Origin of the sequence: Methanomethylovorans sp. (assembly GCF_041447285.1) — an archaeon.
GTDB lineage: Archaea > Halobacteriota > Methanosarcinia > Methanosarcinales > Methanosarcinaceae > Methanomethylovorans.
On record NZ_JBGMEB010000012.1, the window covers coordinates 64063 to 90421 of the forward strand.

The 26359-nt window shown below is 42.2% G+C and carries 23 protein-coding genes; 5 read left to right on the forward strand and 18 right to left on the reverse strand.

What is annotated here, in order from left to right:
- Window positions 1-102: 102 nt before the first annotated feature.
- Window positions 103-723 carry a tetratricopeptide repeat protein gene (locus ACC612_RS07955; protein ID WP_371853972.1) on the forward strand — a complete coding sequence of 207 codons (621 nt, stop codon included), beginning with the start codon at window positions 103-105 and terminating at the stop codon, window positions 721-723.
- Here ACC612_RS07955 and ACC612_RS07960 read toward each other — a convergent pair.
- The 3 genes from ACC612_RS07960 to ACC612_RS07970 form a co-directional block, all read right to left on the reverse strand.
- On the reverse strand, window positions 710-1951 hold the full coding sequence (locus tag ACC612_RS07960; RefSeq protein WP_371853975.1) for an MBL fold metallo-hydrolase: 1242 nt from the start codon (window positions 1949-1951) through the stop codon (window positions 710-712). The genes ACC612_RS07955 and ACC612_RS07960 overlap by 14 nt on opposite strands.
- 11 nt (window positions 1952-1962) lie before the next feature.
- Window positions 1963-4224: a DNA topoisomerase I gene (locus tag ACC612_RS07965; RefSeq protein ID WP_371853976.1), complete on the reverse strand. Its 2262-nt coding sequence runs from the start codon at window positions 4222-4224 to the stop codon at window positions 1963-1965.
- Window positions 4225-4525: 301 nt separating this feature from the next.
- Window positions 4526-7933, reverse strand: a complete 3408-nt coding sequence (locus ACC612_RS07970; RefSeq protein ID WP_371853978.1) for a PGF-pre-PGF domain-containing protein — start codon at window positions 7931-7933, stop codon at window positions 4526-4528.
- 303 nt (window positions 7934-8236) lie between these two features.
- Between ACC612_RS07970 and ACC612_RS07975 the strand changes: the two genes are divergently transcribed.
- Window positions 8237-8929 (forward strand): flavodoxin family protein, encoded by a 693-nt coding sequence (locus ACC612_RS07975; protein WP_371853979.1) that lies wholly within the window; start codon window positions 8237-8239, stop codon window positions 8927-8929.
- 45 nt (window positions 8930-8974) lie between these two features.
- Complete coding sequence (locus ACC612_RS07980; protein WP_371853981.1) at window positions 8975-9766, forward strand: DUF169 domain-containing protein; 792 nt, start codon at window positions 8975-8977, stop codon at window positions 9764-9766.
- A gap of 109 nt (window positions 9767-9875) precedes the next feature.
- Here the strand turns inward: ACC612_RS07980 and ACC612_RS07985 are convergent, their stop codons facing one another.
- The 4 genes from ACC612_RS07985 to ACC612_RS08000 all read right to left on the reverse strand — a co-directional run bounded on the left by ACC612_RS07985 (window position 9876) and on the right by ACC612_RS08000 (window position 13464).
- The gene (locus tag ACC612_RS07985; RefSeq protein WP_371853983.1) at window positions 9876-10172 is read right to left on the reverse strand and encodes a hypothetical protein; all 297 of its coding nucleotides are present in this window, start codon (window positions 10170-10172) and stop codon (window positions 9876-9878) included.
- Window positions 10173-10563: 391 nt separating this feature from the next.
- Entirely contained in the window at window positions 10564-12273 is a 1710-nt protein-coding gene (locus ACC612_RS07990) for a glutamate--tRNA ligase (RefSeq protein ID WP_371853984.1), read from the reverse strand.
- 157 nt (window positions 12274-12430) lie between these two features.
- Window positions 12431-12730, reverse strand: a complete 300-nt coding sequence (locus ACC612_RS07995; protein ID WP_371853985.1) for a hypothetical protein — start codon at window positions 12728-12730, stop codon at window positions 12431-12433.
- A complete protein-coding gene (locus tag ACC612_RS08000) occupies window positions 12730-13464 on the reverse strand; it encodes a fumarylacetoacetate hydrolase family protein (RefSeq protein WP_371853986.1) in 735 nt (244 codons plus the stop codon). The genes ACC612_RS07995 and ACC612_RS08000 overlap by 1 nt, the downstream gene beginning before the upstream one ends.
- A 134-nt stretch (window positions 13465-13598) precedes the next feature.
- On the opposite strand from ACC612_RS08000, the gene ACC612_RS08005 reads away from it, so the two are divergent.
- Together ACC612_RS08005 and ACC612_RS08010 are read left to right on the forward strand one after the other, a co-directional pair.
- Window positions 13599-14684 (forward strand): hypothetical protein, encoded by a 1086-nt coding sequence (locus tag ACC612_RS08005; RefSeq protein ID WP_371853988.1) that lies wholly within the window; start codon window positions 13599-13601, stop codon window positions 14682-14684.
- 207 nt (window positions 14685-14891) lie between these two features.
- On the forward strand, window positions 14892-16085 hold the full coding sequence (locus tag ACC612_RS08010; protein WP_371853990.1) for a hypothetical protein: 1194 nt from the start codon (window positions 14892-14894) through the stop codon (window positions 16083-16085).
- Between the two features lie 58 nt (window positions 16086-16143).
- Here ACC612_RS08010 and ACC612_RS08015 read toward each other — a convergent pair whose 3' ends face one another.
- The 11 genes from ACC612_RS08015 to ahbD form a co-directional block, all read right to left on the reverse strand.
- Window positions 16144-17055, reverse strand: coding sequence for a tetratricopeptide repeat protein (locus ACC612_RS08015; RefSeq protein WP_371853991.1), 912 nt, complete (start codon window positions 17053-17055; stop codon window positions 16144-16146).
- Window positions 17056-17180: 125 nt separating this feature from the next.
- Window positions 17181-17960 (reverse strand): dihydroorotate dehydrogenase electron transfer subunit, encoded by a 780-nt coding sequence (locus ACC612_RS08020; RefSeq protein WP_371853993.1) that lies wholly within the window; start codon window positions 17958-17960, stop codon window positions 17181-17183.
- Window positions 17960-18862: a dihydroorotate dehydrogenase gene (locus ACC612_RS08025; RefSeq protein WP_371853995.1), complete on the reverse strand. Its 903-nt coding sequence runs from the start codon at window positions 18860-18862 to the stop codon at window positions 17960-17962. The genes ACC612_RS08020 and ACC612_RS08025 overlap by 1 nt, the downstream gene beginning before the upstream one ends.
- Window positions 18863-18881: 19 nt before the next feature.
- A complete protein-coding gene (gene hemC / locus ACC612_RS08030; protein WP_371853997.1) occupies window positions 18882-19802 on the reverse strand; it encodes a hydroxymethylbilane synthase in 921 nt (306 codons plus the stop codon).
- Window positions 19803-19814: 12 nt separating this feature from the next.
- Entirely contained in the window at window positions 19815-21080 is a 1266-nt protein-coding gene (hemL, locus tag ACC612_RS08035; protein WP_371853999.1) for a glutamate-1-semialdehyde 2,1-aminomutase, read from the reverse strand.
- Between the two features lie 16 nt (window positions 21081-21096).
- Complete coding sequence (hemB, locus tag ACC612_RS08040; protein ID WP_371854002.1) at window positions 21097-22071, reverse strand: porphobilinogen synthase; 975 nt, start codon at window positions 22069-22071, stop codon at window positions 21097-21099.
- Window positions 22072-22084: 13 nt separating this feature from the next.
- Window positions 22085-23356, reverse strand: a complete 1272-nt coding sequence (hemA, locus tag ACC612_RS08045; protein ID WP_371854004.1) for a glutamyl-tRNA reductase — start codon at window positions 23354-23356, stop codon at window positions 22085-22087.
- Window positions 23357-23422: 66 nt separating this feature from the next.
- Window positions 23423-24094, reverse strand: coding sequence for a bifunctional precorrin-2 dehydrogenase/sirohydrochlorin ferrochelatase (locus ACC612_RS08050; RefSeq protein ID WP_371854005.1), 672 nt, complete (start codon window positions 24092-24094; stop codon window positions 23423-23425).
- Window positions 24095-24152: 58 nt separating this feature from the next.
- Window positions 24153-24617, reverse strand: a complete 465-nt coding sequence (gene ahbB / locus ACC612_RS08055) for a siroheme decarboxylase subunit beta (protein WP_371854006.1) — start codon at window positions 24615-24617, stop codon at window positions 24153-24155.
- A 5-nt stretch (window positions 24618-24622) separates the two neighbouring features.
- Entirely contained in the window at window positions 24623-25078 is a 456-nt protein-coding gene (locus ACC612_RS08060) for an AsnC family transcriptional regulator (protein WP_371854007.1), read from the reverse strand.
- Entirely contained in the window at window positions 25062-26150 is a 1089-nt protein-coding gene (gene ahbD, locus ACC612_RS08065) for a heme b synthase (protein WP_371854009.1), read from the reverse strand. The genes ACC612_RS08060 and ahbD overlap by 17 nt, the downstream gene beginning before the upstream one ends.
- Between the last annotated feature and the right edge of the window lie 209 nt (window positions 26151-26359).

The following is a 26359-nucleotide window of genomic DNA, read 5'->3' on the forward strand; positions in this document are numbered from 1 at the left end:
CGAAAATTGTAAATATGATAGTATTGTCGTAATGTTTCTTCCAGGCGTGCTATTATTATTTTGATTTTTGGATTGGATCATTTGTGATCAGAGGATAGGGCGATGGATGAACAAAGTTTCGATGATTACTGGTTCAAAGAAAGTTTTTTTAGCGAAGACCCTGAAGATAAGATAGCCTGTTATGACAAGATATTGGAGTCACATTCTGGGGATCCATCTCTCTGGAATCATGATTTGATAGCACTTATTTTGGGAAATAAGGGTATAGCCTACTCCTATCTTGGTATGTATGAAAAAGCTCTTGAATGTTTTGATATGGCTCTTAAGCATAACAAGCTTGATGTGGATGTGTGGTGCAATAAAGGAGTAGCCCTTTTTAGCCTGGGAAAGTATGATGAATCTATATTCTGCTACAATAAAGTGCTGGAAATTGATCCCTCAAATGAAAATGCCCTGTTCAATAAAGGTATGGCTCTGGGTCATGTTGGAAAGCACGAAGAAGCTATAGCTTGCTATAGCAAGTTGCATAAAGAATTGGAACTAGACTGTAAATTCGCTGTGATATGGTACAAAAAAGGCATAGCATATAAGAGTCTTGGGCAACTGGAAGAAGCCACAAAATGCTTTTTACGCGTTCTTGAAATAGATCCTGAGCATGGCGGGGCGATCGATAGTCTTAAAAGGGTCACAAGTAAACTGAAAAAACAGTTTATTGAAGAATAAATTCTTGTCCCGCAATCGGAGCATAAGCTTTGATACCCATTTCTTCTTCAATCCAGGTTGCAAATCCTTCTGTATTGTCGCCATGCATTGTAAAAACAGCTTTTGTCCCCCTGTCACAGAAGTCTTTCACAATGGCTTTGAGTTCTTTATCTCCGGCATGAGCTGAGAAATCATATTGTTCCAGTTTTATCCTCAATTGCTGCAGCATTCCATTATTTTCTATGATGCCGGTATCTAAAGCCATTCTTCCGTTAGTTCCCTCTACCTGGTATCCTGTAAGCATCATCTTGGATTTTGGATCATTGTATAATTTGTTGAGATAATACATGGCCGGTCCTCCGTTAAGCATGCCGGAAGTCGTAACGATGACCGAGGATTCCATTGGCACATCATCTCTCCTTGAACTTTTTACAAGTATTGCATTGTCAAAAGCTCTCTTCAGATGTGTGGGGTTACGCAGGTAAGAGGGATGTTTCATCATTATCTCATATGCTTCCTTGCCCATGCCGTCCACATAGGGTCTGATACCATGAGCATCCAGCAACATAAGCATCTCCTGCGTTCTGCCTATAGCGAAAGCCGGAATGATCACATTACCTCCTATATCCAGAGTACTCTTAAGAGATTCGATAAAAGCTGCTTCTGTTTCCCTTCTTGACGTGTGTTCTTTTGAGAAATAAGTGCTTTCTATTGCCAGGTAATCAGCATCTGGAAATTCCACTGCCCCAGATACAAGGCGGGTGTCTGAAGTATTTAAGTCACCTGTGTATAACAAGCTTTCTCCGCTCTTTGAAATCACATGGGTGCAGGCCGCTCCTGGAATATGGCCTGCGTCATAGAACTCGACATCATAACCATGTGTATGGAATTTAACGCGGTAATCCATTGTTTTTGTTTTATACATAAATGCATGTAGATCTCCAGCGTCGTATGGTGCATTCACGCCGGTGGATTCTGCGATCTTCAGACTATCCCTAAGTAGTAGATTTGCAAGGTCGGCAGTAGGGGGGGTCATGAATATATCGGGTTCAAGGTCCATGAGATTGGGCACAAGACCGCTGTGGTCAATGTGGCAGTGGGATAACAGCACAACCCGTGGTCTGACTCCATTAACTGGATACTCGGGTGGTTCACCCATCTTTATCCCATAATCAAGCATGATGCTATCATCCAAGAACAGGGCTGAACGTCCAACCTCTCTGCAAGCTCCCAAGAACCTCAGTTTCATATTCCACACCTTCAAACAACGTTTTCCTGCCATTCTCTTATTTTGTTAATAGAAATATTAGTAAGCTTTGCCAGCTCCTCAGCATCTCTGTTAACCAGATCCTCTACTTTGGAAACACCCACGCTGTCAAGCTTCTCGGCAGTGACCTTACCTATTCCCTTTATGTCAGTTATCTTTTTTCTTATTTTCCCCTGTTTATCTGAAGATGTGTCTTCTACTTCATTTTGTTCTTGCGTACCTTTTTCTTTTTCCTGTTGCGATTGTTGCCATTCGTTGAAGTTGCAATGAGGGCATCCCAGATTCCAGGGTCTTTTCCCTTCAGTGATTATGCGGATGTGGTACAGCCCATGTTCCTCGCACAATTTGTCAGTGACAACTACATGCCCACTTCTTGGCAGAGGCAAGGAGAAACTGCAATCAGGATAACCCTGACAGCCAATAAACCTGGAACCTTTCTTTGATCTCATGACCATAAGTACGGAGCCACATTTCGGGCAGGTACCTATTACTTTATCCTCTCTAAGTCCGGCCCTGAGAGATTCTGTTATATTATCCTTATTATTCTCAAGATCGCTAAATACAGAATTCAACATTTCTCTTGATTCTTGAAGCACTTCTTCTTCTGGAATCTGTCCCTCTGCTATTCTATCCATGTCTGCTTCAAGCTTGCTGGTCATTTCCGGCTTTGATATGGTAGGAGCATATTTTTCAAGAGCTTCTACAACCGCATATGCTGTTTTTGTTGGCTGCAAAGGATTTCCATGGACGTATGCCCGGGAATACAATTTGCTAATGATCTCGTGCCTGGTTGCTTTTGTACCAAGGCCCAGTTCTTCCATTGTGCGGATAAGCCGTCCCTGACCATATCTTCCCGGTGGTTGTGTTTCCTTGTCCTGTACATCTATTTCTTTAACTGTCAGCTCGTCGCCTTCTTTCATGGCTGGAAGGAGCCTGTCTTCGGGTGCATTATACGGATAGTACCATCTCCAGCCAGGCTCTACAAGTCTGGCTCCCGTGGCACTGAATTCCTCAGAACTGATGTCAAACTTCGCCTTGATCGTCTCCCATATCGCAGGCTCTGCAAAAGTTGCAAAGAACCGCCTTACTACCATTTCATATATTTTCCATTCCTGCTCGTCAAGTTCAGATTTCTTTGCAAGGGATGCAGGATATATAGGGGGATGGTCGGTTGTTTCTTTTTTGCCTCTTGTAGGTTCTAATTTCTCTTTTGAAAGCAGTTTGTCTGCATACTCTTTGAATGTACCTTTGGCAAAAACCTCTATCATCTCCCTTAGATCCAGAGTTGCAGGATACACAGTGTTGTCAGTTCTTGGATATGAAATGAAACCTTGTATGTACAGTGCCTCTGCAACACGCATAGCGCTGGCAGGAGTAAAACCCAAAGAGCTTGCTGCAGTGATGAACTCGGTGGTGTTGAAAGGGATAGGTGGTTTATCCTGTTTAGTTGCTGTAACGACCTCTATGATGATGGCCTTTTTTTCTAATTTTGAAACCAATATGTCTAACTCTTGTTTATCCCAGAAGCGCCTGTTTACGTGCTGTACCGTAAAATCATTGGCCTTTTTGTCATTAAGATGCGCATACAATTCCCAGTATGGCTTGATCTCAAAGGCTTCTCTTTCTCTTTCCTTATCTACTATGAGCGCTAATGTGGGGGACTGGACCCTGCCCACTGAAAGGAACAATTTGCCAAGTCTTCCTGCAGCAAGGGATATGAAACGTGTCAGGGAAGCGCCCCATACAAGATCTATTACCTGTCGTGAATGTCCTGCATCTGCCAGATTGAAATCTATTTTTGCTACATTCTCAAATGCATCTATTATTTCTTTAGGGGTAATGGCGCTGTAATGCACTCTGTCAAATTGTACATCGGGATTGATCTCCTGAATGATCTCCAGAGCCTCCGCTCCAATAAGCTCTCCTTCACGGTCATAGTCAGTTGCAATTGTGACCCGGGTTGCTTCTTTCCCTAGTTTTTTAAGTGCAGCTACGATTCGCGCTTCAGTGGAAACGGTAATCACGTCTGCATCTACCAGTTCTTTTGCTTCTACTTTCTGCCAGTTGTTATAGGATCTTGGGAAATCAAGTTTTACTATGTGCCCGCTTAAGCCAATGAACACTTTTTGTCCATCCTCGGCCTGGAACTGATATGTGTCCACCCCGTTCACACGCACCTGGCTGAGCTTTCCTGCAGAAAGTATGTTTGCTATTCTTTTTGCTGCTATGTGTTTTTCTGCTATTATTAGGTGCATTTTATCTCCATGTTGAATTTTTGTCCCACTCATCACACCCTGACTTGGAACTTATTTATATATAACACATTTTAATCAAATACTAGTTTTATCATAAAAGCATCCCCATAAATATATCTATCGCAGCCATAAATGGCAAAATTTTGTTATATCTGTCTCTCATCAACGATTTATGTTGCAGCGTTAAAATACAAGTTTATACGTGTTATCTCGATACAGATGCTCTGTGACAAAAAAAGATACGGGATATGTCCACATCATGTGAAATGTCCCCTGTACCCAAGTACAGGGGGTCAAATACTCAATTTCGCTGTTTCTTCAGATATTCATATCCTGTAGCAAATAATCCTGCTACAAGGAATACCAATATCAATGTCCATGTCCGGTTTTTCTCTGGTTTTGTTTTATCCAGGTCGGCATTTCCGGTCTCAAGAGGATTGTTCAAATTATCGTCTGATCCTGCAGCCTGTAGTTTGTTAGTTTCTTCAACATTTACCTTATTAGATTTTCCTCCTGTTGTAATGGCAAATGGTGAAAATCCTGGTGTCTGGGATTCAAATACCATATAATCGGTATCATTGCTGATCAGAGTGGTTGGCAGCATTTGCCATTCTACACCATTATACCTTTGCAGCCTTATTTCTTCAGGGCTTATTCCCATATCCTGGAGCCAGGAGTTAGCTACTTTGAACTTCACCTTTGGATCCTTGATGTTGGTTTCTGTTGCAAAACCGAATTTACCTACCCATATATTGATGTATTTATAAACACTTCCTTCAGGAGTACTGTTCACAAGCTTTGATTTGTCATTCAGTACTTCTATAGTAGATGTTATCTCACCAGAGTTCTTGAGGGAATAGAAACTGATTGACTGGATAGGATTTCCTTCTTTTGTAAACTCGTAGATCGCATTTGCATTCATCATTAAGTATGCATTTGCAATATCTTTTAGCAATACATTTTCAAAGTCTTCAGCACTTCCGGCACCTCCGCCTCCGCTACCACTGCTGCTCTGTGTAGTGCTACTTCCACCTGCACTTCCGCCAGTGCTGCTTGGAGAAGATGTTCTGAGGCCAACAGTTACTGCATTTCCTGCCAATCCTTCTTCACTGGATGGGACCAGTGTATAGTTATAATCTGTATCGCTGCTCAGATTACTGTCTACATAGGTCGCTGCTCCGCCAAGGGTAGCAATAACTATGTCATTTCGGCTTATTTGGACGTTCTTGGTATTGTCTGAAGCTTGCCATACCAGTGTGATCGAACTGGTAGAAATGTTAGTTCCCGAGAGATTGGATATCTGCGGCAGTTTCGCTGTAGTGGCAGAGTCATTGATCATTGTAGAATTTATGTTGCCATTAGTATCTACTGTCTGTATGCTGATGGTGTAAGTTGTTCCTTCAGAAAGTCCTGTTGAGTTGTAGGAGTTGATGGACTTACCGGATGTATTTGTGATAAACATACCATTCAAGTACACCTTCACATGGCTGAAGTCTGTATCGTGTGGATTTTCCCACTTCCAGTTGATCCAGTTTGAACCCACAGCACTTTCTTTGAGGTTAGTTACAGATACAGGTGCTGTTCTGTCTGGTGCAACAGTTGTTGCTGTATCATTTACATATGTAGAGTTAATGTTCCCGGAAGTATCTACAGTTCTAATACTAATACTATGTGTGCTTCCTTCTGTTAGTGTTGTTAAATTATAATACTGATTGGATGTATTTATGGTAAATTTACCATCGATGTATATCATAGCGTGGCTAAAGTCTGCATTAGTGGGATTTATCCATGCCCATCTTATCCAGCTTGAGCCTGCAGCATTCTCTCTAAGGTTGGTTACAGATGCTGGGGGTGTAATGTCCTGTGATTCCATCAGGTGAAATACGAACAGTCCATCATTATAATCAGCTACATAGACATTGTCCTCTGCTATGGCAACACCAAATGCATTTACGGTAGCATAACTTGCTTCAAGTGCAGGTTTGAGTGGGTTGCTTATGTCTACTACTACAAGTCCATTATCACTGGCTGCTACGTAAGCCCGATCTTCTGCAATGGTAACATCATTTGCATAGCCAATGGTGTCAAAAGTGCTTACAAGAACTGGTGATGACGGATTTGTTATGTTTAGTATCAATAGGCCATTGTTACCATCTGCTGCGCAAACATAATTATCTGCCACAGCAACATCATTTGCATATCCGGGGGTGTTATAGCTTCCCACTAATACCGGTGTTTTCGGATCTGCGATGTCAACAATGAATACACCACTAAAACCATTGGCTATGTACGCATAATTATCTGATATATCAACACTTTGTGCATCATCGGTAACGTAATTGCCTACAAATGCTGGTGCTGCCGGATCTGTGACGTTTAGTATCATAATACCGCCAAAAACACTTGCAATATAGGCATAATTGTCTTCTACAGTAACACCGGCTGCATCGCCTGAATAGTCATAGTATGTGCTTTCGATCTTTGGCAACAAAGGATTAGTTGTATTGAGGATAGTAAGTCCACTGTTAGCTATATAGGTATAATTACCTGCAATATCAACATCATACGGATGATTTTCAATACCAATAGATTTTTCCACTTTTAATGTGCTCGGATCAGTTGTGTTAACAATAATAAGTCCATTGTTATAATCCGCTACGTAGGCATAGTTGCCTGAAGTGGTAACATCATAAGCATTGTGTGTTGTGGCGTAAGTGTCGACGTATGTAGGTATCGTCGGATCAGTAATGTTTAGAATAATTACGCCATTGCTTCTTCCACTAATCGAATTGATCACGTAAACATAGTCTTCTGAGATATCCATTTCCTGTGCATTTCCAATATCATAGGTGCTTACGAGTACTGGTGCTAATGGGTTTCTAATGTCAAGGATCGTAAGGCTATAGCCAGTTAAGTAGGCATATTCTCCTGATATTGTTATTTCATTTATAATGTTTCCAACTTCATAGCTACCTGCAAATTCAGGTGCAGCAGGGTCGGCAATGTCTATTATCAAAATGCTACTGCCAGAGGAGACATATGCATAGTTTCCTACAATGGCAACACTTCCTCCTTCTCCTATTCCATAAGTGCCTGTTGGTGTTGGAGCTATTGGGTCAGTGATGTCTACGATCAGAAGACTATAAAATTGTTCATCATCAAAATTGTCTTTGCTAATTATGTATGCATGGTTGCCTGATATGGCAATATCACTCATTTCACCAGCTATATAACTGCTTACATGTGTCGGAGACGATGCATTACTAATATCCATAACCGAAAGTCCATTGCTTCCGATCATGTAGGCATAGTTGCCGGCTACACAAATATCAGATGCAATGCTGTCAATACTAATGTTTCCAGTGATCTTGGGTGCAGAAACATTGGTTATATCTGCTATTATCAGGCCGTTTTCTCCATTTGCAACATAGGCATACTTACCTGCCAACGCAATGGCATTTATTGTTGATGTAGTAGATGTTCTTGATATTTCAGATGTTTTTGTGTTATTGGTAATGTCTAAGATGACAAGATCATTCCCTTGTCCAAGGTATGTATAATTTCCAGCTATTGCAATATCGTAATTATCTCCTCCAAGGCTATCGACCAGTTCTAAGCTCGCTCCTTGAACAGGAGATATTCCTGCAATAATCATCGCAATGATCAATATTGCACCTGTGTGAATTACTTCTTTCAATTTGATTTTCATCTTACTTCACCCGTTCCGCAAATTTTATAGACTTATGAGTAGGCATATTTTTATTATACTATGTTTATTATATTATAATAATATATCTATGCAGATACTACTCGGGTGACCAGATCTATCTATTTTAAAGTCGCCAGTTGTCTCTTTTTCAGACTTAACATTATTTTGAAAGGTAATTGCTCGATTAGCACTTGATATTGAAATACTCTACATGTCAAAAAGGAATGCATATTTTGCAGAGCCATTGGAAATTCTGGATTTAAGTCATAGTAAGGATTTATGAAGCAGGAAGTATACATTCAAATGTCGGTTTGTAATAAGGATGGTATTATGAAAATAGTTGCGATACAATCAAGTCCAAGAGGCAAGGATAGCAATACATTGAAACTTTTGAATGCAGCTCTGGAAGGTGTCACAGCAGCAGGGGGAGAGACAGAGTTAATTGATATTACAAAATTGAACATCAAATACTGTACAGCATGCAATGTGTGCTATAAGACTGGAGTATGCCCGATCAAAGATGACTATAATAGCGTACTTGAAAAGCTGCTCTCTGCAGATGGCATCATCTGGAGCAGTCCTAATTATATGGCGAATGTAACGGCACAGCTTAAGACATTGTTCGACAGAAGTCCCAATGTCACTCATGAGCAGCTCTTTGACGGGAAATATGGCTTTTCTTTAACCACCGCAGGTAGCCGTGATGTTAATTTTGTGCTTGATATAATGAATGCGTTCATGAGGATATGCGGAGGTAATAGTATAGGAGGTGTGGGGTGTGCAATGGTCCAGGGTCAATCGGCAATGGAAGCAGCTATTGGAAGATCCTATGAGATGGGCAGGGATCTTGTGGAAGCTATACGGGAGAAAAGAAAATATCCTGAGCAGGAAGCGGTACATAAGGCATGGAGGGAAGGATTCAGAAACATTATTATAGCCAACAAAGAGCAGTGGACTCATAATGTGGACCACTGGATCTCGAAGGGCTGGATGTAGACATATTTCAGAAGATGGACTGGTAATCTTGTGGGGGATGTTAATATGCTAAGCGTTGGGGAATTGGGAGATAAACTTGTCGAGGCAGGGAGGCTGAAGTTGCGCCCTCTGTGTGTATATGGTACAGACGAAACGCCGCAAAATGCTGTGCCATCATACAAAATTGACCGGTGTATAGCAAGGGTTGCTTATAGTGTTGCGCTTTCAGAGGAAATGCCTGCTGTTTACATCGAAGCAAGTCATGAGAAGTGTTGCGGCGGTGGGTTGGTATGGATGGGTTTTGCAGAACCACACCCTAAACTAAAGTATTTTGTGACCGTGGGCACCCCGGATTTCCGTGGTGGTGCTGCGGAGCATTTGAAGGCAACAGCAGAACTTTTTGATGAGCAAAAAGAGCTCATCGGCAAAGTTACGCCGCCAGGCAAATACATTGTCGTTGCACCGTGTACTGATGAGATAGATCCACAAACATTAAGGTCGTTTATCCTCTTTGCAGGTGCCGAGCAGATAAGGAACCTATGCGGACTGGCACAGTTCAGTAGTTCCGATCCTTTCTTCAAGACACTTATTCCAGCCGGAGCTACCTGTTCAGTGATGATCACTTTCCCTTCAGGCATGGCGGAACATGCACCAAAAGATTCTGCTTTTATCGGTCCGACTGATCCCACTGGAAACCCGTGGTTCCCTCCAGATATGTTGGTCATGGGAATTCCGGCATCTCTGGCCATACAGATGTCAGCTGATCTGGATGAGTCTTTCATAGGAAAGAGGAATAGAATAGCATATCATGAAAAAAGAACTAGAATCGGGGATGCTAAATGCACTTTGAACAAATGAGTGCTATTTTGGATTTTACTATTCATTGATAGAGGACCGCTTTTTCATATACATACAAAAGCGTCCCCTATCAACAAAGAAGATAATTGTTTAAATATAAACTTCAATTTTAGATCGTGGTCTCAGGTGCGGTCATGTTTGCTGAACCGTTCATCCCTGGTCCCATTGTTCCATTTGCTGGGGGCATTGTGCCGTTCATTCCGGGCTGCATTCCCAGACCCATGGTCTCGTTTCCTGGAGTCATTCCTGGACCTTCTGGTGGCATGCTTCCATTCTCTGGAGCCATAGGCGCAGTTTCATTTGTTGGCTGTTCTGTTGGTTCTGCTGTTTTGTCTGCACAGCCTGAAATTGCTACCAGGCTTACAACCAGCAGTCCCAACACTAAAAAGTTGAGCACTTTCTTCATATCGTCACCTCTATTTGGTTTAAGATAGAGTTTTTCCATCAGAACGATACTATATATTGATTTTGTTCGCTTGAGATGTGGGATTTATATATTTCAAGATTGGGTAATTGGCTTATTAGATTCTTCTATTAATCAACCAATTCTGTATATTTTTATATATGGTCAATCGAATTATTCTTTAGGGGTAACGCGGAATATCTGGATATATAATTTTTATGAGTCCTCGTTTTTTAAAATGAAATTAATGGCTTTTATATACTCGTCGAGTATAGTCGATAAAATATGCAAATTTTGTCGTATATAGACGATAACCTCCTTTTCATATGACATGCTAAGTAACCAAAAAAATCGATAAAAAATAGAATTGGGAGGTTTCATCCACCCAAATTAATTACTTATGCGTGAAGTAAGCCACGATCTCTGAGCCTACAGAATCGATTCTGCAGAAGCCGAACCTTTCAAACTGCACGACCTTGTCCAATTCGGTTGAGATCAATTTTTCTCCAATGCCCCTGAACTCACCATCAGGTGACAACACTTTGACAGGGATGCCGTCAATAGGTGCCCAGTGGATGATCTTCATGCGGTCCTTTTTCAGATTCGCAACATCATCACCTATGTATTTGGCCTGAAGCGGAGAAATTGAGGTGATCTCCAAGTTATACAGGTCTTTCAGGCGGATGCGTGAGCCTACCTGAAGCTGGTCCACATCATCTTTGCACACGAGTACCTTATCTGCGACATCAATGCTGCGGTGCCCCTTGTTCTCTGTGGGGTGTTTTGGGGGTTTGGCTGTGCGGGGTTGTGCACCTGCTATTGGGAGTTCCACAGGATCCCATACAAAGAAGTACCTGCTAGCCAGAGGGTCTATTATCTTTCTGTTCTCAGCGTACAGCGTGTCCATGCTGATGCTCACATCAGTTTCGCCTACTCCCATCTCTATCATGAACTTGCGGATAGCTTGTGGCAATATTCCTCTTCTGCGCATAGCCCTCAGGGTTGGCAGGCGTGGATCGTCCCAGCCGGAATATTCCCCTTCCTCGATAGCACGGCGCAAGGTACTGGTACTGAACTTCCCGAACTCATGCATCTTTACTCTGCCCCAGTGCATGGTTTTTGGATATTCCCAACCCAGGTATTTGTAGATGTAAGTCTGGCGTTTTTCACTGTCCATCAGGTCCTTGCCCCGAATGATATGGGTGGTGCCAAGCTCATGGTCCTCAATGGCTCCCTCAAAATCCAACAGAGGCCATACCACATACTTTTCATCAACTTCAGGACGTGGGTGGGACTGCTTAACAATGCGGAATATTCCATAATCTCTTATAGCAGGGTCTTTGTGCTTGATGTCTGTTTTCAGGCGCAGCACAGCATCCTTTGCTTCATATTTTCCGGCCAGCATCTTGTCCCAGTGCATAAGGTTCTCCTGCGGGCTTGCATCTCTGTGAGGACAGGGTTCGCTGATGTCTTTGAGGTTCTTGAATTCCTCACTGCTACAGAAACACACGTATGCATTGCCCTGTTCAATGAGCTGGCGAGCATACTCATAATAAAGGGGTATCCTATCAGATGCAATGATCACCTGGTCGGGTACAGCTCCCAGCCACTTGCAGTCATCGAGGTACCAGTCGTACGCTTCAAGCATAGGTCGCTTGGTCTGTGGGTCTGTGTCATCGAATCTGATTATGAGTTTACCCTCATACATTTTCACGTACTCGGAGTTAACCACTATCCCACGGGTGCTGCCTAGGGTAGGAGGACCGTTTGGATTCGGTGCAAAACGCATGACTACTTTTCCACATTCAGCACCCTCAAGTGGTTTTAAACCCTTTACAGGCTCCTTTTTTGTACACATGTCTTCAATAAGCTCAGGTGCAAGAGCCTCAAGCCTTTCTTGCCACTGTTCCGGAGTTTCTTTTGATACTCTTTCAAGGATCTCCTGTATGGTAGGCGATACTTCCTTCGCACTGGCTCTAAGATGGGCACATTCTCCCATCACCTTGCCCATCACAGCCGCAAGCTGCGGGGCTTTTCCATACTTCACAGCATTTTGAAGTGCGTATTTCTCAATGATCTGTTTATCTTCATCAGTTAATGTCATCCGGATTCTCCCTGGATAAGGAATTAAGTTTCTGTGTCATCTGAAGCGTATTATTTTGGGCTTAGTTGAGTGGAAACTAGTTAAAGTTAATGTTCTGTGAGCCAATACATTAAGCGCAAAAATATAAAAATGTATACCTTTTACGGTTAATATGATATCAGATAGATCTTCCGATCTGAAGTATAGAAGCTGTCATTTTCTGAAGTCTATCCATGTCATTTTCAAACTCTTTCTTGAATTTTTTCACAGCCGGACCTGCTAAGGCACCCTGAATTGAAGGCTTTATTAGTTGTTCCTGTTCAAGTACCCGAAGCGAATAGCGCACTTTATGGGTAGGCATTCCTGTTTCTTCTGCAAGCTTTAGTATACCGATGGGTCCTTTTTCCACGACTGTCTTAAGTACTACCAGGTGTCTCTCTGATATTTCCAGTTCCCGTTCGATCTGGTCAAAAAGCATCAAACCACCTCGTTCTTTAAAATCCCTATTCCTTCGATGTCTATTTCTACAATATCTCCGGGATGCAAAGAACCTACGCCCGGGGGGGTACCTGTGGCAATAATATCACCAACTTCCAGTGTCATGATGTTGGAGATGAATTCAAGGAGATAAGGTATGTCAAAAATCAGGTTTGAAGTGCATGAATCCTGCCTGGTCACACCATTTACTCTGCTTCTTATACGCACTTTTTCCGGATCTATCAGACTTGCGGGCACTATGAAAGGACCCATGGGTGCAAATGTATCAAAGCTTTTAGCACGTGTCCACTGCCTATCTTTTCTTTGCAGATCTCTTGCTGTTACATCATTAAAACATGTGTATCCAACCATCACATCTTCTGCTTTTTTCCTCTTGATGTTCTTGCAGCGTTTACCTATAACTACAGCCAGCTCTGCCTCAAAGTCCACTTGCTCGCTCATGCGCGGATAAACAATCTTGTCCAGATGTCCAATGACAGCTGAGGGTGGCTTAAGGAACAGCACCGGTTCTTTTGGTATTGGCATGTTCACTTCAACTGCATGGTCATGGTAGTTCAAACCTACACATACGATCTTCGTAGGCACAGAAGGTGGAAGAATGCTCAGTTCGGAAAGCTCGAATATCTTGCCTTCTACATTTCCCTTTCCAAATACTTTGTTGCCATCCACATTCCCATAAAATATTTCATCCCTGTACCTGAAGCGACCCAGCATATGGCTAAGGATTTGCGCTCATTGTAGATAAGATTGAGTGTTAGAAATAGCAAAAGTTACTGGTTTACTATATTAACTAACAGTCTATACATGTATTTGGTAACTTATTTAAGTGAACTCTGTATAATCCTCTTATGAATTGGTATGTAATAGATGCAGTGGAAGTCGCTTACGAGCGCACCAAAAAGTGTCTTTTCGAGCCATTTGATTTCTGGAAATGGGTTAAACTTGCTATCATATTCATGCTCGTGGGCGGAGGTTCGGGTTATGGAGGAAACTCCTTCAACTCATTTTCAAATTCAATGGATTCCGGATATGATTCAGGCTATGGATCAGGTTATAATTCTGACTATGGATCAGGTTATAATTCTGACTATAATCCACTTGATTCAATAGGGGATATAATAGACGCCTCCTTCAGTATAGTAGTAGTAGCACTTATAGCGTTGGTACTGTTTTTGATAATTGCTTTTATGTATATCTCCAGTGTCATGGAGTTCGTATTAGTGGAGTCTCTTGTAAGTAATACTGTTAAATTCTGGGATTATTCTCGCCGTTTCCTTGGAAAAGGATTACAGCTGTTTGTTATCAAGCTAGCTGCACTTTTTTTGTCTCTGGTGGTCCTCGCAGTGCTTGTGATTCCATTTGTCGTGATATTTGGTATGCCTTCAGGTGACCTTTTCTGGCTATCTTTCATCGGCGGAATGATGTTTGTTTTTCTTTTGATTTTTATTTTCGCAATAGTTGCTTCTATTCTTGGCTCCTTCATAAGCATGTCTATACCAGTATCATTATACAGGAATGTGGGTGTACTCTCAGCTCTCATGGAAGTTCTCAGGAAGTTCAAACTTGACTGGCAGCAGATAATTGTTTATTGGGTAGGAAGGGCAGTCTTGGGAATAATTGTAGGCATAGCAGGATTTATTATCATAATGCTTGCACTTCTGGTTACTTTATTGCCTTTCCTTATAGTGGATGTTATTCTCTACTTGCTGTTGTCGTTGGTTATGTCGGGATCAGAATGGATAGTTCTGGCTCCTGTTGCTTTAGTAGAGTTAATACTTTTCATAATTGCTATGGCTTTGGTAAGCATGCCATTTAAAGCATTTCTCAAATACCACATGCTCTCCTTCGTGGAAAAATGGTATTCTGAAGCAGGTATTCCTTTCGATAAGGGGATAGATTTCAAAGCAGAAGCAGCAATTGGGTCTTCAGTCTGACCCATCTGTTTTTATTTTCCATATTAGTTGTTTTTAATATTTTGTAGAACGTATAGTATAAATAAGTCTACTTATTAATTCTAAAGCAGCGATAGTAATATTTTTCTACCGCTTTTAAAAGTTCAGATGCAATTAATATATGGGGAAATTAAGGTTGGATACATCTGAACAAGGCCCAGAGCCGAAACTCAATTGGGGGAATTATAGATGCAATCATACAAGAGATCTATGGCATTACCTCTTTTGATAATTGCTTTAGTGATGGGAATAGTTCTTACGATTGGAAGCGCTCAGTCAGCTGAAGTTTTGTATTCCCAGTATGGAGGAACAGCCAAGATAGTAGATACTAATGCTTCAATACAAGAGGCATCATCTGCGATGAATCAATTTGTTGTAATAACCACTTTAAGTCCTGAAACCACAGAGGTTCAGGCAGGAGATACAGTTACATGGAACAATCTTCAAAGACCAAAGAAACCTGTTGTTCTGATAAGTGACGATGATCTGTGGGAGTCTCAGACCATTTATTACGGTAAATCTTTCAGCTACACTTTCCTGAATCCTGGAACATATACCTTTAACATTGAAGGTACTCAAATGAAAGGGTCAGTAATTGTTTCAGAAAAGAGCATGAAAAGTATCGCTGAAGAAGAATCTGAAGCAGGTACTGCTGCTGGTATACCTACGATGGTATGGAATCAGACTAAAAATGTAACTGAGAGTGTGGTACAAACTGTTACAGGAACCATTGCACAGATCACTCAAAAGAAGAGTGAATTCCTTATGATCAGGACGCTGGATCCCACTAATATGGAAGTAGAGGTTGGTGAAACCGTTACCTGGCAAAATCTCCAGAGGCCAAAGAAGCCCATAGTTCTGGTGAGCACGGAAAATCTATGGGAACCACAGACAATCTATTATGGTAAGTCTTTCAGCTTTGTTTTTGATACGCCTGGTACATATAATTTCATGCTGGACGGTACCAATATCACTGGTACAGTAGTTGTTTCAGAAGCCTCCATGGAAAATGTACCTCAGTCTATAGAAGAAACAGTCCTCCCCTCTGTTCCGGAGTCGAGCCCATTGATGGTTCAAAATGAAACCAAGGAACAATTAGGGGCAAAGATCGGAGAAATATCGCAGACTGTAACCCAGACAAAGGAGTTCCTTATGATCAAAACCATAGAACCTACAATAATGGAAGTAAAAGCTGGAGAATCTGTGACTTGGAGAAATCTCCAGAGGCCAAAGATGCCAATTGTGGTTGTAAGCAAGGAAGACTTATGGGAACCTCAGACGATTTACTATGGCAAGGTATTTATTTACACATTTGATAAACCAGGCACCTATACCTTTATGCTTGAAGGGACTGACATATCAGGTACTGTTGTGGTTGTTTGAAAAGTGTTTTTTAAAAATTAATCTTCCCCTTTTTGGGGAAGACATATCTCTTAATTTCTTAGATAAGGCGGGTTATCAGGTAGAAAACCAATAACACAATTGCACCTATAAGCCAGAATTTTATAGTCTCAGACAGGGGTATGCGCAGATTGGTATTTTTTCCTTCCATTTCAACATAAGAGGAAATTCTGCTCGTCCCAGGTTGAACTTCCTTTTTTTCACTATCTCTAACCGGATAATTATTTGATGCGGGCCTTTTGTTAAAAGTCGGAGTTCTCTCTCTCTTGATTACATCGTCCTTTTTTTGTTCAGCTAATGAGGTAGCAGCTACAGTTTCATTTGTTATTTCAGATGTATTCTGCCTTGGTAAATTGTTGTCTGGGACTATTTCCTCATCAGGGGGGGCAAAACTTATCGATCCTGAAGACTTTGCAGACTCAGTATCCATGGAAACATTCTCTATTTCATCTTCAACTACAAAAGACTCTTTTTCTCTAATATTACTGAATATTGATTCTTCTCCTTGCGGAGGAGTGAAGGACTCAACTTCTTCAGTTTCTTCTGCCTCATAATAATCTGTTTCTGCAGGAGATTCCGTAGCTAAATGCTGTTCCTCTTCCTCTATATATTCTGTCTCGTCTTGGATATACTCCGGCTGTGTTGGTATATATTCCGGTGTACTGATTCTGTCATTTTCGGTGAATGAGTTTGTCCGTTTTATGCTGATATCCAGCGAGGGATCAAGAAGAGTAGCTCTGTCATAGCTTCTTTTTGCCTCATCGAATTTACCCATATCTTCGAGTATCCGACCTCTCTTTACCCATCCGCTGACATTATTAGGTTCTAATTCCAGAGAACGTGTAAAATATTCCAGTTTTTTTTCCGGATCCGGGCTTTTTATGCCCATACTATACCAATTCTCTGCTTCCTTTTGTTTTTTCTTGGATTTAACGTCATCCATCAAGCCCATAAGCACACCTCATTTCATTAACAAACCAATACATCTGCCATCCCTACAACTTATCAGATTAATTGGTATATATAATGTACTTATATATAAGTATCAGTTACAACTGTATAGCAATGACTCTTCAGTCAGAACAGTTTCTTTTGTCCCGAAGGTCCCCTTGCATATTTTCCAAATTCGCTGCTTATAAGCTCTTTTCCGTTAAATACTGGCCCGTCCTTGCAGACTCTAAGGCCAGCTTCATCCATACAACATGCACCGCATACTCCTATACCGCATTTGAAATACCGATGAAGGCTGAACTCCGTGCGTTCTAATGCACTTTCCCGTTCAAGAATACCAAATACTCTCTTCATCATCATTTCAGGTCCACAGGTATATATTCTGTCATACTTTGATACATCAATTTCATCAAGTACATCTGTTACAAATCCACAGCGATGCGCAGATCCATCATCTGTAGTGATGTATACCTGTCCAGATTGAAGGAACCTATTCATAAATAGCAATTCATTGACATTTCTGGCTCCCAGGATGGTAGTTACCTGAGAGCAAGAGGGATAAACATTCTCAGCAAGTGGTGCAAGAGGTGCTGCCCCAACTCCTCCTGCAATGAGCAATATATTTTCGCCATCTTTTGGAAGTGTAAATCCTCTTCCAAAAGGCCCTCTTAATCCTACTGAATCACCTTCATTCAGATCGAACAGCCGCGATGTGGCATCACCGACTTTCTGCACTGTAATGGCATTTTTGTAGGACAATGTCATAGGGATCTCATCTACTCCTCTTATCCACACCATGACAAACTGGCCAATTATGGCATCTTCAAATGAATGATCGAAAAAGAATGTACGAGTGGACGGTGTTTCATCCACTATTTTTACAATATTTGCATTCAGTGGGAGCATCAGAACCTCTCATGCGCAATTCCGGTGATATCTTCTATATTCGCATAACCATATTCTTTCAGGAACCTGTTAATACCTTCAGATATGTTGGAGAACACATTTGTTCCTTCATAGACTGCCGAGCCAATTTGTAGTGCACTGGCACCTGCCATGACCATTTCTACAGCATGTTGCCAAGTTGATACGCCTCCAACTCCTATTATTGGTATATCCAGGTTATCATAGAGGTCATAAATACATTTTACAGCAACAGGGCGTATTGCCTCTCCGGAAAGACCACCAAAGCGGTTACCCAACACTGGATATCCGGAGTGGATATCGATAGTCATTCCCCGTACAGTGTTAATAGCCACCACTGCATCTGCCCCTCCTTCTTGTGCTGCCTTACCTATTGTAACAATGTCCGTGACATTTGGTGTAAGTTTAACCCAGACCGGCAGATCAGTTATTTCAGATACTGCTGAGGTGACAGATTTTACCATTACAGGGTCAGTGCCTACTGATGCACCATATCCCATAGCATGAGGGCAACTAACATTAAGTTCGAAAGCATCTGGTTTTCCCGGTATAAGTCCTTCTGCAACCTTGCGGAACTCATCTGCATTGCCACCGAAAATACTTGCTATCACCGGCACGCCTGCTTTATGCTTTGCTTTTTCAAGTTCCGGGAGAAAGGCTCCATAGGAAGGATTTGGTAACCCCATGGCATTCAGATATCCATGGTCAAGCTTCACCATGCTTGGATTGCTGTGTCCATCCTTGGGCTGTGGTCCGATGGACTTTGTCACTACTGCACCTGCACCTTCATGAGCCATCCGGACAAGTGCTGCTCCGGTAGTACCCATGATACCTGCAGCAAGTATTGTCGGATTCTTCATACGTAACCCTGTGATGTTGATCATGGAAATACCTCTAAGATCCTTACTTGTTGATCCTGAGTTTGGATACGGCTTCTTTTACAAGTTCCTTGCCACCCTTAGCTACAAGTTCCTTGCCAAGTTTGGATGCATGTGTATGGTAGTCCTCGAGGGGAATAATCTCATCAACACGGACCTGACGGGTCCCATCCAGAGAAAGCACTTCTGCAAGTACTCTTACCTCATCATTGTTTATGAATTGTGAAAAGGAACCTATAGGGGCTGTACATCCACCCTCTACATCCTTAATTACAATACGTTCAATCTCGGTGGCGATACGTGTCTGGGTGTGACTAAGCTGTGAAGTCACAGTCTCTGCCTCTGATCCAGCAGGTGTCACAATCGCTATGGTTCCCTGATTAGCTGAAGGGCAGAACCTTTCTGTATCCAGACGTTCTACATCAAGTTCCCATTTCATGCGCTGTAGACCAGCTTCTGCAAGCATAATGCCATCGTAATGGCCATCTTCAAGCTTCTTCATACGTGTATTGATATTACCGCGCAGGTCTTTAATGTGCAGATCAGGCCTGTATCTTAAAAGCTGGGCTCTCCTGCGCATGGAAGTAGTACCGAGCACTGCGCCCTTTGGCAGGTCATCCAGCTTTGCGCCATCTCTGGTAAGTAGTACATCGTGGGGGGAATCTCTTTCAAGTACTGCAGAAGTTGTAAGCTCTGGAGGCCTCATGGTTGGCAGGTCTTTCATGGAATGTACTGCAATTTCGATGAATCCTTCCACCATCTTGTCGTCCAGTTCACGCACAAAGGCTCCTACACCTACGACTTCGTGCAGGGGTCTGTCTGTGAATCTATCTCCTGTGGTCTTTATGATCTTACGGCTTGTTTCAACACCCATGTCTGCCAGCATTTTGGCAACGATGTCCGCCTGTGCCAGAGCAAGGGCACTGCCACGTGTTCCTATTATCATGTTATAGCAACCTTATTTGAGATTCGCTTCATATGCGGCCAGCAATCTATGCAGATCCTCTTCTGAATGTGCCGTGCAGAGGAAATTCGTCTCGAACTGCGAAGGGGGCAGGAATATGCCGTTATCCAGCATCCTGAAAAAGAATTTCAGATACCCTTCCTTATTACATCTGAGGACTTCCTGGTAGTTGCGGGGCTTGTCGCCGAAAAACACCTTGAACATAGAGGATATACCACATACATTGTAGTTAAGACCGAGATCTTCAACGATATCATTAATGCCTGCACGCAGTTTGTCTCCGGTAGCATTTAGTTTCTTGTGCACATTTTCCTTTTCCAGTATATCAAGAACGGTAATTCCGGCGGCAACAGATGTGGGACTGCCGCTAAAAGTACCCGCCTGGTATACACCTCCCGATGGTGCTACCATTTCCATTATCTCGCGTTTTCCTCCGAATACTCCAATGGGCATGCCACCGCCTATTATCTTGCCGAGTGTGGTCATATCCGGTGTAACTCCGTAGTATTCCTGAGCTCCACCCATAGCCATGCGGAAACCCGTGATAACTTCATCAAATATGAGTACAACATCGTTTTCTTCTGTGATCTTGCGCACTTCCTGCAGGTAACCTTCGTCTGGCAGAATAGGACCAACGTTGCCCATTACTGGCTCCAGAATAAATGCTGCAATATCCTTTCCATATTTTTCCATTACCTGTGTAAGTGCCTCTACATCGTTGAAAGGCACCTGTAATGTGTTTCTTGTGAAGTCCTCCGGTACTCCCAGAGAATCAGGTTTTCCAAGAGTGGTGGCACCTGAGCCGGCTTTAATAAGCACTGAGTCATGTGCTCCATGGAAACCACCTTCTATTTTGATGAACTTGTTCCTGCCCGTAAAACCACGTGCAACACGCAGGGCACTCATGGTTGCTTCAGTACCAGTGGAGACAAACCTTACCATGTCTATACTGGGGTAAATACCTGCGATCCTTTCTGCTAGTTTTATTTCCAGCTCTGTTGGTGTGCCATACAACCAGCCTTTATCCAGCTGTTCAATGATAGTTCGTTTTATTTTTGGGTTTGCATGTCCCAGTAGTTTTGGCCCGTATGCAAGGCAGAAATCAATATACTCATTGCCATCAGCATCGGTTATTTTAGAACCCGAGGCAGATGCTGCATAAAATGGAAAGGGTTTAATGGCTCTTACGGGGCTGCTCACTCCACCCGGAATAAGTTTTCGCGCTTTTTCATATAATTTCTCAGATTTTGCCAAATCCATAAACATCACCATTCAGTTACTGTAACATCCTTGCCAGGTCCTTTGCAAAATAGGTAAGGATCATATCTGCTCCTGCTCTTTTAATGGATAGCAGGGACTCATACATCACCTTTTTCTCGTCCAGCCAGCCCATGCGTGCAGCAGCTTTAAGCATTGCAAATTCACCGCTGACATTGTATGCAGCAGTGGGCATCTTGAACTCTGTCTTGATACGGTAGAGTATATCTAGGTAAGGAAGGGCAGGTTTTACCATTATAACATCAGCCCCTTCCAAAATATCCAGTTCTGCTTCCCTTATTGCCTCATCTGAATTTGCAGGGTCCATCTGGTAACTGGAACGGTCACCAAAAGAATACCCCGAGTCTGCTGCTTCTCTGAAAGGACCGTAGAAAGCGGAAGAATACTTTGCTGCATATGACATTATAGGTACATCCTTGCAGTGATTTTCATCAAGTGCCTCTCTTATGGCACTTATCATTCCATCCATCATTCCGGAAGGGGCCACCATATCTGCGCCGGCAAGAGCATGGCTTACTGCTGTTTTACCAAGTAATGGAAGCGTGGGATCGTTCAATATTTCTTCTTTTTCCATATCTACAACGCCACAATGCCCATGACTCGTATATTCGCACAGGCATACGTCTGTAATAACATAGATGTCCTTTCCAAGCTCGTTCTTAATCTCGCGCACAGCCCTCTGTACAACATCATCCTCTCCCCATGCGCTACTTCCCTTTTCGTCTTTTGTGGAAGGTATCCCAAAGAGTATAACTGCGGGAATACCCAGATCTGCAGCCTCTTTTGCATCGTCTGCTGCCATATCAACAGGTAATCTGGAGATTCCTGGCATGGAAGACATTGCCAGTGGTGAATCGATATTTTCATCCACAAACATTGGGTAGATAAGGTCATCAACTGAAAGTGATGTCTCACGTACCATATCTCTGATCTTGCCGTTTCTCAGTCTTCTCATCCTAACCTGTGGGAACATTTGATCACTTCTGTCACTTGCATTTATCTGTATTAGTTTCCGGTTTCTTCTCAATGTTAAATAACCTTGAAACTACATCCAATAAGTCATCATCATTCGTTTCTGCAGCAGTGCGTATTACTTTTGTGGGTTCTGCCAGGATCTTATTGACTATGGAATGTGTAAGGTCATCTAATACCCTGTTCTCGATTTCACCCATTGTATGGTAAGCGCACAACTTAGTTACCGCACGCTCTTTTTCCTGTTTCCTTACTTTATATACATTGGCATAAATGGCAGAAACAAGATGGTCGGCTTTCTGGTGCTTGTACTGTTTAAGAAGCAAGTCAAGTTCCTCATCAACTATTTTTTCTGCCCTCTTTGCTTCTTCTTTGCGCTGTGCAAGACTCCTTTCGTTTATAATCCTTAGATTATCAATGTTGTAGAGTTTGACGTGGTCTATTTCTGCGACACTTGATTCTATATCCCTTGGATTGGCGATATCAATTAGCAGGAGATCTCTGTCTCGGCCCTTCATTATCTCTTCTATTAATGATTTTTTCAGTACATAATGGGGTGCGGACGTGGCGCTGATCACTACGTCGGCTTTCTTTACATGCTCTGCCAGGTTCTCAAAACGTACTGCATGCCCTCCCATGCTATCTGCCAGTTCACGGGCTTTTTCAAAAGTGCGATTTGCTATGTATACAAGGTCCATTTCCCTGTGAGATAGTGCCCTGGTCACAAGTGTTCCCATTTCACCGGTGCCTATCACAAGCACCATTTTTCCTTCTAGGCCTCCAAGTGCCATTTCAGCTAAATCCACTGCGGCCGAGCCAATAGATACTGCACCTCTATTCACTTCGGTCTCTGTGCGGACCCTCTTGCCTACTTGTATGGCTTTACTGAATGCGGTATCAAGTATTCTTCCGGTGGTGCCCACTTTTTTAGCAAGAAGATACATATCTCTTATTTGTCCAAGTATCTGATCTTCTCCAACTATCATGGACTCCAGCCCGCAAGCAAGCCTTAAAAGGTGCAGGAGTGATTCCTGATGATCTCTGAATTCAACTAGTTGCAAAGGAAAAGACATACTTTTTGCAAAATTGAACAAGACGCTGCTCCCTTTTGGAGAAACCACATATATCTCTATGCGGTTACAGGTTTTCATCACCACGCATTCGTGGACAAATTCATTAGAATAAAGATCTCTGAGAACTTCTTCAAGATCTCCTTTCCAGGACCTTTCCATTTCCTCTATACTGGCCTTGGAATGGGTTATAACCATGCTGTTTATCTCTGTCAAGGTACACCTCCATTGTTGCTAATGGTCTGGTTCCATGTGTGAGATATGGGATGTAGTTCCATGATATCAATCTTTCTTATTGATTTTTTCCTGTACTATATCATACGCTCTCTTATACGCTTTTTCGTATGAGTCTGAGATTTCTTTCCAGATAATGTCATCTTCCAGGACTTCCCAGAGAATTGATCTTCTCTGTTTTTGGTCTCCCACATGTTCCTTTAAATAAGTTCGGATGTCATTCTGCAATGCTATCATTTGCTCATATTCCGGGGTAATGACCTTTTCAATACGCTGGCGGACATATCTTGAGAAAGCAGGACTTGAACCAGTAGTAGAGATGCCTATTACAAGATCTCCTCTTTGGATCACTGCTGGTATGGTAACTTCGCCGATAGTGTCTACCTGATTGGTCAATATGTTCCGGGACTTTGCAATGGATGTGATCCTATCATTTATCAGTTTATTGCTGGTTGCAGGTATCACAAGGAAGGCACCATCTATGAACTCCATGATCTCATTATCTGAAAAGGATCCAGCATCCATCTCTATCAAAGTTACAGATTTCTGCATTTGAAGCTCGATGAGCTTTTGAGAAAAAGTCTTACTTATTACCAAAGTATTGGCATATTCACTAAACAATTCAGCTTTTCTTTCCCCAACAGACCCACCGCCAAAGATCACCACTTTCCTACCATGCAAATTGATCATCAGTGGCAGGAAACCCTTATTTTCTGGCATGGTATTCTCCGGTATAGGTCTGGATATTTGTTATTAGTATCTTAGGTAATATGAGTTTCTATAATCGAATACCTGTTTTTTTGAACTCTTTTTCACTGAACATTACTTTGTAGTCATCTATACCAGTGACCTCTGATATCTCTTTAGCTATATCAAGACAGTCTTCACGGGAATAAGAGTGCACCATCGTAAAAAGGTTGTATGGCCATCCAGGATGACGGGGTCTGGCATAGCAATGTGTCACATCATCTACGGATGCCATAAGCTTGCCCACTTCTTCTATCTTTTCATCTGGAACATTCCACACACACATTGCATTAGCAGTGATCCCGATGTCCCTGTGGCCTATGGATACACCAAACCTCCTTATTATGCCATGTTGTTGCATAAGAGTGATCTGCCGAACAACTTCTTCTTCAGTTATATCAAGTTGCTCTGCAATATCATGGAAAGGAGATGAAGTAATTGGTATACCTTCTTGTGTCAAAAGGAGTATTTTTTTTTGTGTTTCTGTAATTTCCATATGTATCACCTGATCTTGAAATTCACTCCTATTTTGAACAGGTGAGTGGTGGGCATGTCCATCATTGGGCAGTTAACTTCTTTTTTCAGTTCATTTAGTATTTCATCCAGACGCTTTCTGTTAGGTGCAGAAAGTGTGAACCATACATTATATTCTCCAGGACGCAGGTAGTTATGCGATACTTCTGGGTAAGAGTTAATTCTTTCTGCGATCTGGTCAATTTTATCATCCGGAGCCTTTAAGGCAACAAGAGTACCTACGCGCCCTGTTCCCTTACTATTAATTATGGGCCCTATTCGCCTGACAGCACCTTCCTCATGAAGGCGCTGCATACGTCTGATTACTTCTTCCTCTGTGGTTCCTATCTTATTTGCCAGTATCCTGAATGGATGTGTGTCCAATGGAAATTCTAGCTGTGTAAGGTTGAGGAGTTTTTTATCAATTTCATCTAGCTGGATCATGTGAATCCTCGTTTTTAGGCATGTAAATACAGTATGGCTCTTCAGCGAGATAGTCCCCTGTAGCTGCATAGGCTCTAGCCCTGCATCCGCTGCAGACTTTCTTAAATTCGCATCTTCCACATTTACCTTTCAACTTAGATGCATCGCGCAGGTCTCTGAATACTTGGGCAGTTTCCCATATTTCTTTGAAGGGTTGCTGTTTTATGTTTCCAGCAAGTACTGGCAGATATCCGCATGGGTACACTTCTCCTATACTGGAAACAAAGCAAAATCCAGTTCCACCAAGACATCCTTTTGTCATTGCTTCGTATCCATGTGTTTTAACCGATATCTCAACACCTTCTTTTTTTGCACGCTGGCGCATTATACGGAAGTAATGAGGTGCACATGTTGCCTTTAGCTGTATTTTTGTTGATTTCTGCTGTTCATAGAACCAGTTAAGAATACGCTCATATTCAACAGGTGGTATTTCTTCATTTTCCAGTTCTTTTCCCCTACCTGTAGGTACAAGCAGGAATATGTGCAGCGCTTCAGCCCCTATTTCTTCAGCCATTTTTAGGATCTGAGGTATCTCGTCAACATTCCTTTTTGTAATGGTAGTGTTTATCTGAAAACCTATTCCTGCATTTTTTAGTGCTTCTATACCTTTCATTGATCCTTTAAATGCACCTGGAACACAGCGGAACTCATCATGTGACTCAGCTGTAGCGCCATCAAGGCTTACGCTTACTCTCTTAATGCCAACCTCAAGAAGTTTCTTTGCAACTTCGTCATTAACGAGGGTACCATTTGTGGCAAGAGCAACTCTTAGTCCCTTTTCAGTACCATAATGAGCAAGTTCATAGATGTCTTTTCTTACAAGAGGTTCCCCGCCACTAAGGATCAAAATAGGATTTCCCATCTCTACTATTTCATCAATGAAATGTTTTGCTTCCAGGGTGTTCAGTTCTCCTTCAGGAACTTGTGAGGTAGAGGCACCTCTGCAATGCTTGCATGATAAGTTGCAACCAGCTGTCAGCTCCCATGCAATTAATCTTGGTGGTTTGAAAGAAGGTTCCATATTCGGTTCCATACTCATCTCTAAGTATTTTATTTATTTTAAAATGTCATATTCACAATTTAAGTTCAGTGAATACTTTTGACACTTTATCTTTCCTGTCAATCGCCTTAAATAGGATGTGTCTATACTCACTAACCCATATTAATAATTAGTTGTGTTACGTAAAGATGCGGACATGTAACTATGATGTATGGGCACTTGTTCATAGATAACGGGTATGC

Coding starts and splice junctions, on each gene's coding strand:
- ACC612_RS07990 (WP_371853984.1), bottom strand. CDS start 12,273: ATGACATTAACTGATGAAGATAAACAGATCATTGAGAAATACGCACTT.
- ACC612_RS08020 (WP_371853993.1), bottom strand. CDS start 17,960: ATGCTCCCACTGAATGCAAATATTGTAAAAATAGTGGATGAAACACCG.
- ACC612_RS08010 (WP_371853990.1), top strand. CDS start 14,892: ATGCAATCATACAAGAGATCTATGGCATTACCTCTTTTGATAATTGCT.
- ACC612_RS07965 (WP_371853976.1), bottom strand. CDS start 4,224: ATGCACCTAATAATAGCAGAAAAACACATAGCAGCAAAAAGAATAGCA.
- ACC612_RS08000 (WP_371853986.1), bottom strand. CDS start 13,464: ATGCTGGGTCGCTTCAGGTACAGGGATGAAATATTTTATGGGAATGTG.
- ACC612_RS07955 (WP_371853972.1), top strand. CDS start 103: ATGGATGAACAAAGTTTCGATGATTACTGGTTCAAAGAAAGTTTTTTT.
- ACC612_RS07980 (WP_371853981.1), top strand. CDS start 8,975: ATGCTAAGCGTTGGGGAATTGGGAGATAAACTTGTCGAGGCAGGGAGG.
- hemB (WP_371854002.1), bottom strand. CDS start 22,071: ATGTTCCCACAGGTTAGGATGAGAAGACTGAGAAACGGCAAGATCAGA.
- ahbB (WP_371854006.1), bottom strand. CDS start 24,617: ATGGAAATTACAGAAACACAAAAAAAAATACTCCTTTTGACACAAGAA.
- ACC612_RS07960 (WP_371853975.1), bottom strand. CDS start 1,951: ATGAAACTGAGGTTCTTGGGAGCTTGCAGAGAGGTTGGACGTTCAGCC.
- ACC612_RS07985 (WP_371853983.1), bottom strand. CDS start 10,172: ATGAAGAAAGTGCTCAACTTTTTAGTGTTGGGACTGCTGGTTGTAAGC.
- ACC612_RS08050 (WP_371854005.1), bottom strand. CDS start 24,094: ATGCCAGAAAATAAGGGTTTCCTGCCACTGATGATCAATTTGCATGGT.
- ACC612_RS08060 (WP_371854007.1), bottom strand. CDS start 25,078: ATGATCCAGCTAGATGAAATTGATAAAAAACTCCTCAACCTTACACAG.
- hemL (WP_371853999.1), bottom strand. CDS start 21,080: ATGGATTTGGCAAAATCTGAGAAATTATATGAAAAAGCGCGAAAACTT.
- ACC612_RS08025 (WP_371853995.1), bottom strand. CDS start 18,862: ATGATCAACATCACAGGGTTACGTATGAAGAATCCGACAATACTTGCT.
- ACC612_RS07995 (WP_371853985.1), bottom strand. CDS start 12,730: ATGCTTTTTGACCAGATCGAACGGGAACTGGAAATATCAGAGAGACAC.
- hemC (WP_371853997.1), bottom strand. CDS start 19,802: ATGATAATAGGAACACGTGGCAGTGCCCTTGCTCTGGCACAGGCGGAC.
- ahbD (WP_371854009.1), bottom strand. CDS start 26,150: ATGGAACCGAATATGGAACCTTCTTTCAAACCACCAAGATTAATTGCA.
- ACC612_RS07975 (WP_371853979.1), top strand. CDS start 8,237: ATGTCGGTTTGTAATAAGGATGGTATTATGAAAATAGTTGCGATACAA.
- ACC612_RS07970 (WP_371853978.1), bottom strand. CDS start 7,933: ATGAAAATCAAATTGAAAGAAGTAATTCACACAGGTGCAATATTGATC.
- ACC612_RS08005 (WP_371853988.1), top strand. CDS start 13,599: ATGAATTGGTATGTAATAGATGCAGTGGAAGTCGCTTACGAGCGCACC.
- ACC612_RS08015 (WP_371853991.1), bottom strand. CDS start 17,055: ATGGGCTTGATGGATGACGTTAAATCCAAGAAAAAACAAAAGGAAGCA.